Genomic DNA, 13575 nt, shown 5'->3' with positions numbered 1-13575 from the left:
GGAACAGCTAAAGCTAATTACACACTGGGTTAGAGAGAGTTTAAAGTAAACTTATCTAGGACAGCCCCATTATTTAAAATAGTAGCTATATTCATGCATTAGATTTTAATAAGGTTATTTTTCTAGTTTTAGTACTTTTTTAATTTACATAATATAAATATTTCATATATAGTTTTAATTAGTTCAAATATATTAATTAAAAGATATGAAGATATTTCGTCACCTTTATGCCCAAGTTTTATTAGGAATATTTATAGGAATCTTACTTGGTATATTTACACCAAGTATTGCAACTTCTCTTAAACCTTTTGCTGATGTTTTTGTTAAGCTTATTAAGCTTATGATCGCACCTATAATATTCTTAACCTTAGTTTCCGGTATTGCAGCAATGAAGGATCTTAAGACAGTTGGTAAGATTGGTGGAATTGCTCTACTTTACTTTTTTGCTATGACTATAGTTGCTCTAATTATTGGTATGGTTACAGCTAATCTACTTCATCCAGGATTTGGTATGAATATTGATCCGAATTCCTTAGATGCAAGTGCTGCAAAGTCATATATGGGAAATGTTGAGCATGTTGAAAATATCCAAGATTTTTTTATGAATATTATTCCGCATACATTTGCTGGTGCTTTTACAGATGGTGATATTTTACAAGTTCTTTTTGTCTCAATATTATTCGCTGTTGGACTAGTATTATATGGAGATGAAAGCAAACCTATACTAGATGCCATCCAGAGTCTTTCAAAAGTCTTTTTCAAGATTATTCACGTTATTATGCATTACTCTCCAATTGCCGCTTGTGCAGCTATTGGTTATACCATTGGCACATATGGTGCTGATACATTGTTAGGCTTACTTGGCTTATTACTATGCTTTTATGTTACTTGCTTTTTATTTTTAGTTGTTTTTTTAGGAGCTATACTTAGACTCTATTGTGGTATTAGTATTTTTAAGCTATTGGCCTATATCAAAACTGAAATATTTATTGTCTTAGGAACATCTTCATCTGAAACAGTATTACCAAATCTTATGGAGAAACTAGAGAATTTAGGATGTAATAAATCAGTTGTTGGTCTAGTAATACCAACAGGTTATTCATTTAATCTTGATGGTACAGCTATATATTTATCATTAGCTGCAATATTTATAGCTCAGGCACTTGGCATTGACCTTACATTAGGTCAGCAGATATTTATGCTTCTAATCATGGTAATTAGCTCAAAAGGTGCTGCCGGTGTTACAGGTAGTGGCTTTATAATCTTAGCAAGTACCCTTAGCGCTCTTGGAGTTGTCCCTGTAGCCGGAATCGTAATTATCTTAGGGATAGATAGATTTATGTCTGAAGGCAGAGCAATTACAAATATGATAGGTAACTCAATAGGAACAATAATTATATCTAAATACCAAGGACAATTAGATATAAATAAATTAAGAAAAGAACTAAAATATTAGAATAGTTTCACCTTAAATAGTTTCTAAATCAATACCCTTAGTTTCAATGCCAAACTTCTTGGTTACTATAGCTCCTAAAATAGAAGTAATTACTAAAATCACAAGTAGCATGTCAACCCCAATAACAGATATTAATATAGGGAATAAAAATGCTGCTATTATAGCTCCAATCTTTGCAAAAGATGCTGCAAATCCAGCTCCCTTACCTCTAGCATGTGTAGGGAAAACTTCTCCAGCTATCACATAAGTTTGCGCATTTGGTCCAATATTTGTCATAAATTGGAAGATAATAAACCCTAAGAATATTAATATAATATTGTTATCTGTCATATGACCAGCCATTGCAACAGCTAAGCCAACAGCACAACCTATAAAGCCAAATATTTGTAACTTTACTCTTCCTAAGTAATCAGATAAAAATATCGCAAAAACAATTCCTAAGAAGAAAAACACATCAATAAATGCCGAACCTTTTGCAGCTAATATTTCATTATTAATAACATCATTTACAGTTTTAACATCTACTTTTGAGCCTATTGTTACTGTTAATATTAACGGTAAAAACACCCCTATACCATAGGTTCCTAAATCTTGGATAAACCATGGTAGTGATGCAAAAATTGTTTGCTTTCTATATTTTGTAAATAATGATTTATATGAACTACCTCTTTCTACCTCTGTAACAGCTTTAGGATCTTTTTTCTTGATTCTAATAACTTTAGGATACCTTGGTCTTCTATTTAATAAAGAGCCTAATGCTCTTTCAGCTTTTTTGTACTCCCCTTTTGTTACCAGGAAATGTGGACTTTTAGGAATAAAGAATCTTCCAACTACTACTAAAATTGCAGGAATAATAGCAATTGAATACATGATCTTCCATGCATTAACTGACGGCATTTCAACTAAAACAAGCCAGCCTATAAGAGTACCTGCTAGAGCTCCAACAGCCTGAAAAGCAAACGCGCCTAAAACTAACTTACCTCTATTTCTACTTGGAATAGTCTCTGAAATCATTAAATGAGCTGTCGGGTAGTCACAACCTAGAGCAATACCTGCAATCAACAACATTATAAATAAAACTATAAAACTACTAGATAAACAAACACCTATAATACATATTAAAAATATAATCATCTCAATAATGAACATATTTTTCCTACCATATTTATCAGATAGACTTCCAAGTAAAGATGCTCCAATAAGTATCCCAACTAAAGTTGCTGAACCTATCATACCTTTTTGTACATCGCTAAGTTGGAAATCATAAGCGATTAGATGTAGAGCAATACCTGTCATAAAGACAATCATCCCCTCAAAGAATTTACCTGCTGTAGCTAGTAGCCAAATAAACCACTGCATGCTAGAAAGAGGAATAAGGTTAACTTTAGTTCCATCCGGCCATACTGGCTCTTCATCTAAATATTGTTGAACTGATTTTTTCTTAATTTTTGACTTAAAACTGGCTTCTTCAGATTTTTCTTCTTTTCCCACGACTATCCCTTAATATTCGTTTATTTGACTTTTCTTTTTTCTTGCCTAATATAGCAATAAAATCAACCTAAAAATATAGCTTTACCAAAAATAAGGATGTTTTAAGCAAAGCTGTTGACTTTTTTAAACTACTCAAATCTAGTTGTTTTTGCTTGGTCAAAATAATTATATACTTTCTTACCTGTATTTATCTCCTTAATGGATATCTCGGCTTTATATTTAGACTCATTAGGAACTATAACTTTACCATCTGGATTTTCTGCACTTTGTATTTTTAAATTATTAACTGTTTTAGTGCTTAGTTGATAAGGTTTAATAGTATAGTTAACTTTTTGACCTTTTAGTGCCTCAAATAAAACTCTACCATCTGTATGAGATAAAGATAAACCTAAAATATATGCGATAGTAGGTGCTAAATCAACATTTCCAGTTGGCATCTCATCTGTGAATTTTGATTTAAAACTTGGACCATATGCAACCAAAGTATTATGTACATCTATAGGACTAAATGATCCATGCATACCTCTATCACTACCATCACTATTAAATTCTGTTCCTACGTAACCTTTAACTCGAGCAAAAGAGTTGAAGTTGCTACCTACGATAATATCAGGATTTCTTTTTGATTTATTTTCTAGATGAACTAAGCTTAAAGGAAAAGTTCCAGGAATATCACCATAACGCTTACCATCAATAAAAATCACGCCAAACTCTTGCCTTAATTGTAAAAACTTGACTAGTTTCCCTATTAGTGACTTATTATGACTAGGAACATATAAATATGTGCTTCCACCATTTGCTGCTACTATTACGCTATCCTTTGGAAGTTTATTAGGAATCTTATACGATGGAGTTGTATATTTAATTCCTAAATCAGCATGTCTATGACCATTAGTATCAGACTCTTTTACACTTCCTCCACATATTTTACCTGTCGTATCATACTTTATTGGATATACATGTTTGCCATCTTTTGTAATACCTGATAGAACAGGGTCATACTGGCAACCAGCTCCATCAAATGCTTTAAAGCCAGCTCGAGTGAGTAAATCTGCAGGTCTAAAATCACCAGATACAGAATACCCATTGATTTGATTGATAGTCCCAACAGTTTTAGTCTTTTCATTTATATTTCTTAATGGAAAATCTCTTAATGAAGCAGATACGTTACTATGAGCATGATCTGAAACAACAATCAAATCTGTTTTTCCCCACAGATGCTCTTTCTTTAATTTATCAATCAATAATCCTAATAAATAATCTTGATTTTTTAGCGCATCATAATATGCAACAGACCCAACACCATAATTATGCTCTGTAGTATCAGGATTGCGTAACCATACAACACTTAATTGTGGTTTAGCATATGGCATTACCTCATTTAGGTAACTTTTCATAAGATATGTATTATCTTTGCTATATGGTGAAGTAATACTAGCAACAGGGTCTGATGTCACACCATCTTTTAGTGTTGCCACTTTACCATATCCTGCTGGATTAGCACTTGCTTTCAAATGAAAATCTTTGTAGGCATACCTTGTATCAAAAGGTAATATATAACCTTTATCTTTTAGATATTTTGCAAAAGCTTCTGGGTATACATGCTTTTCATCAAAAATAACTCCACCAGAGTTATGATCTTGCATAAATGCAGCTCCTGATTTACCAACAGCAGCTGTTTTTATACCATTTTTCTGAGCTTGTTGAAATAATGTTGTGACTTCTAATAAGGGCTCCTCTGGAACACTATTTAAATCTTGTAGTATTTTATAATCCTCTGTAAATACAGGTGCTTTAAAATTAACTTGATGGTCAGCAGAATCAATACCTTTTGCTTTTGGTTGCCATAAAGTATTACCATAAAATCCTGTTTTTCCAGCAAAATCACCTGTAGCAAAACTTGAAGCATTCATCATTGTAAATGTTGGATAGCTAGAGTGATTATCATTAAACCAAACACCTTTTTGTGTAAGGTTATATAAATTAGGTGTTATATTTGGCGATACAGAATCCGGTCGTAAACCATCCCACACAAAAATAACAACATTCGGCTTGTCGTTAAGCTTACTATTATTTGATGATAAGCTTTGGACATTTGATGCTGCTAAGCAGGTTGATACTACCGTTATACTTAAAGCACCTATCTTTATTATTTTCCTCACGATTTTATCTCCTTATGATTAAAACAAAGTTTTTTCAAATTCAGTTTATTAAACTAAAAAACCATGAACCATAAGTTTTTTTCAAAAAGAAAAATAGTATAGATATACAGCTATAATTTCTGTAGACTGAAATACCCTACTTTTGAAAAAAAAGAAATTTTTTGAAAAAATCGTAATATTATATATTTCATTTGATTACAAATACAAGTTTTTACAGCCTAAAATTTTATAACTCTGTCAAAACTATCTAGAAGTCTAGCATTATGTGTAATAAAAACAACTGTCTTATTATTCATAAACTCTTGTAAATTTTTAAATACTAGTTTCTCAGTTTCTTTATCAAGACCTTCGGTTGGCTCATCTAAAATTAAAATAGGCTTATCCTGCAAAAAAGCTCTAGCAAGAGCAAGACGTTTTTGCTGTCCCCCAGAAAGGTGTTTACCTAACTCACCTGTCCAAGTATCTAAACCTTTTGGTAAAGATTCTAGATATGTTTTTAATTGAACTTTTTCTAAGGCAAGGCTAAGTTCTTCATCTGTAGCATCAGATTTAGCAAGCAATAAATTCTCTCTAATAGTAGTATTAAAAATATGCGGAGCCTGATTTATAATAGTCATCTGCTCTCTTAGCTGTTCTTCGCTAAACTCTTTAATATCCTTATTTCCAATAAAGATTTCACCACTGTTTATATCCCAAAATCTTGCTAATAAGTTAATTACTGTTGACTTACCACTGCCAGTTGGAGCAAAAAGAGCAATTTTTTCATTCGCTTGAATTTCTAATGAAAAATCTTTTAATACAAGTTGTTCTGCTGTATAACCAAAACAAACATTTTTAAAGCTAATATTAGATTTATTAATATCCAATCTATTTTCAGGAAATACTACATCGGGCTTTGCATCAGTAATATTTAAAATCCTTTTTGATGCTGATAGAGTTTTACCCAAATATTGATATGCTAAAGGCAATGGTACTATCGACTCAAAAACTGCCATAACTGCAAGAAATATTAAAGCGATAAAAGCACCATTGATGTACCCTTGTTGAGTTAATTTAACAGCAAATATAGTTACCATAACAACAGTTAAACCTAATGCTAAAGTCATTAAGGCACTGCCTAAGCCACTTATTATGCTAATTTTCTCTTCTTGCTTAAGTAAGTTTGAGTTTTGCTGTCTAATTTTCTCAAAATGTTTGCCTTCTAAATCAAAAATCTTCAATTCTGCAAGAGAATTTACATGCTCTGTAATATCAGTTTTTAGCTCTGCACTAGTACTATTAAGATTATATGACTTTTTCATAGCTAGTAGACTACTAAATAAAGGAATAATAAAACCTATAAATAGCAATGCTATAAATGTTAGTAGCGCTAAAGTAAAACTAAAGAAACAAAATAGTAAAGCGACTGTTATTGAGGCTAAAATAAATACTACAGTTGGTGATAAGATACGCACATATAGATTATCTAAAGCGGCAATATCATTGACTAATCTTGTAAGTAAGTCACCACTTTTATATTTGTATAAGTGAGATGGCGCTAAAGGCTCAAGCTTTTCATAAAACCACACTCGCACATCTGTTAAGATTCTAAATGTAGCCTCATGAGTTAAAACTCTCTCACCATATCTACTAACAATTCTGCCTAAAGAAAAAGAGCGCACTCCAGCAGCTGGATAAAAATAATTAAATGATGTTGCTATTGCATATGTTGTTGTAGCTAAATAGCCAGTATATGAGATAAACCAACCAGACAATGACATCAATCCAATACCCATGAGTATCGCAGACCATGCTAATAATGTGCCTAGCAACATCCACTGAGTTTGATTTTTGAATAGTTTTATAAATGGAATTAAATTTTTCATGCTGTCACCTCATTTTTATAGAAGTGATAAAAGTCACTATTTTCATTACTAACTAATTCATCAAAAGAGCCAACTTCAGAGATCTTACCGTCGTTTAAGACAACTATTTTATCAACACATTCTAGAAAACTTAGTTTATGCGTCAACATAATAACAGTCTTAGCTTGCCAGTTTTGTACTAATGAGTTAATGATTTTCTCTTCAGTGACTTTATCTAAACTCGCTGTAGGCTCATCTAAAATTAAAATATCATGGGGTTTTAAATATGCTCTAGCTAAAGCAAGTCGTTGTGCTTGACCTCCTGATAGACCAAGATTCTGTTCACCAATTTGTGTTAAAAGGCCTTCATCTAAAGAGTCAACAAAATTTTTAAGATCAGTATTTATAATTTCCCTATTGATATCATCATCTGTAGCATTTGGATTTGCTAATAAAAGATTCTCTTTAATTGAACCTTTAAATAAAGAAGAACTCTGTCCCAACCAAGAAATACTTATTAACCAAGATTTTTCTTCTATTTTATCAAGATCAATTTCATTATTAATCAAGATCTTACCTTGATATTCAATAAAACCAAGTAACGTATTTATCAAAGTAGTTTTACCAGCACCACTAGCTCCAACTAATGCAACTTTTTCACCATTTCTTATATCCAAAGAAATATTATTGATTGCTATTTTTTCATCATACTTGACTATTAAGTTCTGTATAGAAATACTATCTATCTTATCATTTAAAATCGTATTTCTCTCAATTGATGATGGTTTCATTTCGAAAATTCTAGCTATTTCTAAAGCTGCGCCTACAGCTTCAGCTTTTGCATGATAATGAGTGCTTAGCTCTCTCAATGGCATAAAAAACTCAGGAGCTAATAAAAGAATAAACAAAGCTCCTTGAAGATTTAAATTATGCAGAGCCCACCAAATATTATTATCAGCTCCAGCATTTATAAATCCCATACCTAAATATATAGCTACTATAGCAATAGAGGCCGCCGCAAAAAGTTCTAAAACAGCTGATGATAAAAAAGCTATCTTTAAAACTTTCATTGTTCTAATTCTATAATTATCTGAAGCTTGATAGATTTTCTGGTTATGTAATTTACTTTTATTAAATAGTTTTAAAGTTGTAAGACCTTTTAATGTATCTAAGAAAGTCATACTCATTCTAGCTAAAGTTTTAAAATGCTTCTGATTCTCAGATTCTGCACCTAAACCAACAATTATCATAAAAAGAGGTATCAATGGCGCACATATTAATAAAATAACCCCACACACTATACTTTGTGGAAATATAAATACTAATATAGCTAAAGGCATCAATCCAGAAAGTGTTATCTGTGGTAAAAATTTAGTTAAAAACCCTGTCAACCCCTCAACCTGCTCCATCGCACTACTAATTATATTAGCATTTGATGTTTTGCTTAGTTGTATAGGTCCTAGCTTATTAATGTGCTCAATAATATCTTCACGAACTTGCTTTTTAACAATAACTGCTGCTTTATAACTAACTACCTCTCTTAACCAACTTAATCCTGCTCGTATAAATATAATCAAGACTATTATTATAAAATAGCTACTTAGCTGTCCTAAACTCATTTTTTGTAAATAAGCATCATAAGAGATATATGCTAATAAATATAACTGACCTATTAGTAACATACCACTTAGAAAAGCTATAAGTACTGTCAGCTTAATCCATCTTTTAGCTGGCAAAGCTGCTTCTTTTAGCCAGTTTCTGGCTGATTTTTTGTCTTCTTTTGAAGCTTCTGAAATCATTATAGAGAGTTTTATTTGTAATATTAACTTCTGTGAATTATAACACAATCATATATAAACTTTACTCATTAGTAGCATATAACCTTTCTAAAATATAGTAAATTCAATAGTTTTATGGTAATTTTTATATTGGAGAGATTTAAAATTAAGTGAGGTAGAAATGAAAAACAAATATTTATCTTTAATTGTTATAGGATTAATGAGTTTCCCCTTATTATCCCAAGCATCTCAACAAGTAGTTTATACAAGTAATTCATCAGCAACAACATCAAGTACACCAAGTATACAATGTCAAACTTGTCAAACAGCTGATGATATCCAAGCAGAAGAAGCTAAAGCTCAACTCAACAAAGTAAATCATCAGGTTAAAGCCGAAGATGCTGATAATGTTGCACAAGCAGCAAATGGAATGAGTTAATAACTTTTTCAAGGAGAAGAGAGTTGTGAAAAATAAATATATTAGATTAATATGCTTTGCTTGTAGTACATTTCCACTAATGGCAAATGCACTACAAAGTAATATACAAACAACGCAATCACAGGATAGCTCATCGTATAATGTGGGTAAGAAGTTAGGCAATGCAGTTAATAATAGTCAAACTACTATGAAAAAATACTACCAAAAAAGTTCAGATTCTATAAGATCAGCAACAGAAGAAACTAAAAATAGTACTTATAAGTTAGCTAACAACATATCTAAAGGTGCCAATAATACTGAAGTAGCTATGAAAAATAAAGCTCATGAATCAGCTACTTATATGAGTAATGTTTCAAAAGATGTTCAACAGGAGTTTTCTAATGCATCTAAAGCTGTGATTAATAGCTCAAATAAGGCAAAAAAATCAATTATTAATAAAGCAAATCAAGCATCTAAATCCCTTGATAAAACTACAAAAGACACAAAAAATAAGTTACAAAGCTTTAAAAAAGGCTTTGAAAATGGAAAAAATGAATCTAAACCTGCCCCATTTTAACTTATTAAAATAAATGGTAGAACTACTATGAAGAAACATCTAAAAAAAATAATAGGCAAATTAAACATACCTCTTATTATTTTACTATTAATAGTAGGCTCTATAATTTTGATATCTAATATGAAAAATGAAAATGTTGCCAAAGCAAAAGATAAAGTCAACTCTGCTGTAAATGATATTTCAAAGAAATTAAATAATGCAGCTCAAGATAGTAGCAACTCTTTTGATTAGCATTATCTAAATATAAAGACTGTCGGATTAATTCCTATTTTAGTAACTACCTTATAAAGAAGATGTATATTCCAATATATCATTGATAAACTTGATGCTATGGCTAGACCATACACACCACCATAGATTGTAAAAATAATTCCCAATACAATATTTATTATTAAAGCTACATAAAAAGCAAAGCAAGTTGTTTTTTCAAAGCCTGCCATATTAAGTATTGTTGCAACACATCCAGAAATAACATTTACAATCTGCCCAACCATTAAAATACAAAATATAAAGTATGAAACCACATACTCCTTACCGTAAAGTAACGTAATTGGGTAGCCACATATTATAAGACCTACTATAGCAAATATAGATAAGATAAATATAATTCGAGTATATGAAGTTATTTTTATCTGAAACTCTTCTTTTGAGCAATTTTTATAATCATCTGCAATTTGTGATAAAACGTTTGAGTTAACAGCATTTAAAACAAAACTAACCAAAGCTCCTAACTGCAAAGCCACCCCATATAACGCAACATTTGCTGGTATAGATAAGCCTTTTAGAATTATAATATCTACTTGTGATAATAATAATAATCCCCACTGCATAAAAGCAAAAGACAAGTTACTTCCTTCTGGCTTTGAACTTTCAAAAGAATACTTAGATGTTTGTATAAGCCATACCGTTGTAATATAGACAGTCATAAAGATCATCATACAGCCTACCAACATTGCCGTATTTGATATATAAAGAAACATAAAAAACACTGTTAAAAACAGCATAATAACTCTCAATCCAAGTTGTAATAGGTTAGCCACAACAACTATCCTTTTTGCCACGAAGAAAGACTGAAATATATTTGCCATAAAAAATGGAACTGCAAATAAAAGTGCAAAGTTTTCAATATAATTATCATTATTTTCACGATGATTGTAAAGGACAATAATAACTATTACGAGAATAATAAATGCAAAACCTCTTTTAAAATACCAGTTATGTACTAAGAATGTCTCTTTATTTCGCTCATATCCTTCTAAATCAGACTTACCCCAGGTTCTAGCTAATATTCCACCAGCTCCCATTGTCGCAACAACAGCTAATATCATAGCGACAGTAACCCCAAAAATATAGTAACCATAATCACTAATATCTAAATGACGCGCCAACAGTATAGCTGTAATAAATGCACAAGCTTGTCCTAAAGCCTGTACCACCATTGTTTGTAGCGATTTTGATAAAATATGATTTGAAAGTATTTTATTTATCAACGTTTCTTGAAAAAAATTAATTTACCAAAATTTTAACAGCAAAATTCAGATAATATAAGAGTAATTATTTATTTAGAGTTATTAAATGTCTCTAAAGCCAAAGCTAGAGATCCCTTAACTCCAGTATTATCACCAAATGATGCTGGAACAATGAAATTTTCCATATCTTTCAAGGCTGGATAGTCAAGATAACCATTCAAATACTCAGTCACGTTAGTACGTATCATATCAAAGAGAATAGTTTTATGCATAACTCCACCTCCTAAAACTATCTTCTCTGGAGAAAATGCATATATATAATTCACCAAAGCTTTCGCTAAATACTCAGCCTCAAATTGCCATGCTATATGGTCATCTGCTAGTTTCGCAGCAGAGCTAACTTGCCAGCGTTTATTTATTGCTGTCCCAGAAGCTAAGCCTTCAACACAGTTGCCATGAAAAGGACAGCATCCGGCATACTCATCATTAGGGTTTTGTGGTATAAGTATGTGACCGATTTCAGTATGCATAGCTCCTTGAACTAGCTGATTATTGCATATAATACCGCCACCAACACCAGTACCAACTGTTAAATATAAAAGATTATCTAAACCTTTAGCACAACCCCAGATATGCTCACAAATAGCTGCTGCATTTACATCGGTATTAAAGCCTATAGGTCCTGAATAAACAGATTTAATAGCACTTACTATATCAAAATTTTGCCAAGCAATTTTCGGAGTATTTGTGATATGACCATAGGTTTCAGACTTAGTGTTAATATCTATTGGCCCAAAACACCCAACACCTATAGCATGTATATCATATTCGCTTTGGTATCCCTTTAGTATTTCAAGAACCTCAGTCATAGTTTGTTCAGGAGTTGTGGTATCTGTACGATGACGCTCTATAACATTACCATCAATATCTCCTATAGTTGTAAAAAACTTTGTGCCCCCTGCTTCTATACCTGCTAAATGCATATTTCTCTCTTCTTACATACAAAACTTAAGCTATAATACTACCATTATTATTTTTTTAAAACAAAAGTAACTAACTTTATTTATTGAGATTTTAAGCTTTTTATAAACTCTTGTAGCTCTACTTTTTCAAAAGTATACTTCAACTCTGAATTAGCTTGCTTATAACAATTTTCCATATAATTAGCTATAAGCTTAGAATTTTCATCACAACTTTGTTTACAAATATGTAGTAAGCTTTTCTGTATCCGTTTCGCTACCAATAGATTATTACTTCCATATATTCTTATGTATTCAAAGCCACTTCTAACAAATCTATCTATAGCTATATCTTTGATATATAAATTTTCATATATTACTTGTTGTCCATTTGTAGTATTTGAATCAAAGAGACAGCTTAAACATCTATTTACCGTATCAATAACATTTATAGCTGTAGTAGGATCATTTGTTGCAGGACTTAATGCCTTCGCAGCTATTTCACTAAGAATTTCAATACCAAAAATAGGATCTTCATTAAAGCTCTTTTCATTTGTAATTATAAAATTAGAAGATAATTCAGTTAGCTTATCTTTAGTTAAAGTCTCTGAGCACTTGATATAAGCTACTACTTCTGAGCTTGTTAAATGCTTACCTTTATATTTTACTATATAAATTTTTGCATCTAAGTTTTTACAAAACTCATTTAAGCTCTCGAAAGAAATATCATTAAGAAACCCATAATCACTTGCAAGAATAGGTATCGACTTCTCAGGTATTTTATCTTCTATTAGCTTATTACATCCTTGGTATCGATTTTTTATATATTTTCCCACAGTAGCTAAAGCCTGATCTTCTGTTTTTGTTAATAAAGTTCTTACCTGACCTAATTTAGCTATACTATCTATCCACACTATAAACGTGAAAATAATCCATGCAAATACAAAAATAGTTAGAATAAAGATTAAAAAGACACCCGTCTTATCAAAAACTCCTGATTTTATTGCAATAGTTGCAATAACTCCATAAATAAAAGCTCCAATAAAACTTGACGTTGCCTTATTAGAAGCTCGGTCTCTAAATAGTATTACAAGAATTCTAGGTGTTCCTGAGCTACTTGCTGAATTATAAGCTGTAACTATTGCGCCTACAGTAAAAACGATAACAGCCAGCATACTTTTTGTTATAATAGAAAGTAGAGCATTTACAGTATCTATATTTATCCTTTCAGAATAAAAATTTAGGGGCTGTCCTAGATAACTAAGTTATGTTAGGATGGTTTTGATGAGAAAAAGTAGATTAAGTTCATACAAGCAAGACAAATTAATAGAGTTATTTATAGCAGGAAGTACAGCACGAACTGCATCAGAATTAGTATCAATAAATAAGACTACAGCTAGTTACTATTTTCATAGATTAAG

The 13575-nt window shown here is 31.2% G+C and carries 11 protein-coding genes and 1 pseudogene; 5 read left to right on the top strand and 7 right to left on the bottom strand.

All coding sequences use genetic code 11. The features are described 5' to 3' along the window. Positions 1-205 precede the first annotated feature (205 nt). The gene (gene dctA / locus F3D62_RS06745; protein WP_150467490.1) at positions 206-1456 is read left to right on the top strand and encodes a C4-dicarboxylate transporter DctA; all 1251 of its coding nucleotides are present in this window, start codon (positions 206-208) and stop codon (positions 1454-1456) included. Positions 1457-1468: 12 nt separating this feature from the next. Here dctA and F3D62_RS06740 read toward each other — a convergent pair whose 3' ends face one another. From F3D62_RS06740 to cydD, 4 genes are all read right to left on the bottom strand, one after another. Next, on the bottom strand, positions 1469-2947 hold the full coding sequence (locus tag F3D62_RS06740; protein WP_224732652.1) for an MFS transporter: 1479 nt from the start codon (positions 2945-2947) through the stop codon (positions 1469-1471). 128 nt (positions 2948-3075) lie between these two features. Continuing rightward, positions 3076-5109 (bottom strand): alkaline phosphatase family protein, encoded by a 2034-nt coding sequence (locus F3D62_RS06735; protein ID WP_191092558.1) that lies wholly within the window; start codon positions 5107-5109, stop codon positions 3076-3078. 218 nt (positions 5110-5327) lie between these two features. Beyond that, a complete protein-coding gene (gene cydC, locus F3D62_RS06730; RefSeq protein WP_150467488.1) occupies positions 5328-6974 on the bottom strand; it encodes a heme ABC transporter ATP-binding protein/permease CydC in 1647 nt (548 codons plus the stop codon). Continuing rightward, on the bottom strand, positions 6971-8752 hold the full coding sequence (gene cydD / locus F3D62_RS06725) for a heme ABC transporter permease/ATP-binding protein CydD (protein WP_150467487.1): 1782 nt from the start codon (positions 8750-8752) through the stop codon (positions 6971-6973). Before cydD ends, cydC begins: the two co-directional genes overlap by 4 nt. Positions 8753-8912: 160 nt before the next feature. Here cydD and F3D62_RS06720 point away from each other — a divergent pair, with 160 nt between their 5' ends. The 3 genes from F3D62_RS06720 to F3D62_RS06710 are packed head-to-tail and all read left to right on the top strand — an operon-like array spanning position 8913 to position 9957. Next, positions 8913-9170 (top strand): hypothetical protein, encoded by a 258-nt coding sequence (locus F3D62_RS06720; protein WP_150467486.1) that lies wholly within the window; start codon positions 8913-8915, stop codon positions 9168-9170. A 25-nt stretch (positions 9171-9195) separates the two neighbouring features. Then, positions 9196-9726 carry a hypothetical protein gene (locus F3D62_RS06715; RefSeq protein ID WP_150467485.1) on the top strand — a complete coding sequence of 177 codons (531 nt, stop codon included), beginning with the start codon at positions 9196-9198 and terminating at the stop codon, positions 9724-9726. 27 nt (positions 9727-9753) lie between these two features. After that, positions 9754-9957, top strand: a complete 204-nt coding sequence (locus F3D62_RS06710; RefSeq protein ID WP_150467484.1) for a hypothetical protein — start codon at positions 9754-9756, stop codon at positions 9955-9957. Positions 9958-9959: 2 nt separating this feature from the next. On the opposite strand, the gene F3D62_RS06705 is transcribed toward F3D62_RS06710, so the two are convergent. The 3 genes from F3D62_RS06705 to F3D62_RS06695 form a co-directional block, all read right to left on the bottom strand. Next, positions 9960-11216, bottom strand: a complete 1257-nt coding sequence (locus F3D62_RS06705) for a lipopolysaccharide biosynthesis protein (protein WP_150467483.1) — start codon at positions 11214-11216, stop codon at positions 9960-9962. A 68-nt stretch (positions 11217-11284) separates the two neighbouring features. Continuing rightward, positions 11285-12178: an ROK family protein gene (locus F3D62_RS06700; RefSeq protein ID WP_150467482.1), complete on the bottom strand. Its 894-nt coding sequence runs from the start codon at positions 12176-12178 to the stop codon at positions 11285-11287. Positions 12179-12258: 80 nt separating this feature from the next. Next, positions 12259-13371: a DUF2254 domain-containing protein gene (locus F3D62_RS06695; protein ID WP_224732653.1), complete on the bottom strand. Its 1113-nt coding sequence runs from the start codon at positions 13369-13371 to the stop codon at positions 12259-12261. A 67-nt stretch (positions 13372-13438) separates the two neighbouring features. On the opposite strand from F3D62_RS06695, the pseudogene F3D62_RS06690 reads away from it, so the two are divergent. Further along, positions 13439-13575, top strand: a pseudogene (locus tag F3D62_RS06690) (IS1595 family transposase); the annotation flags it as partial.

Origin of the sequence: Francisella sp. SYW-9 (assembly GCF_008711465.1) — a bacterium.
Classification (GTDB): domain Bacteria; phylum Pseudomonadota; class Gammaproteobacteria; order Francisellales; family Francisellaceae; genus Francisella.
Note: the sequence above shows the minus strand (reverse complement) of the source record. Positions and strands in the feature narration are given on the sequence as shown.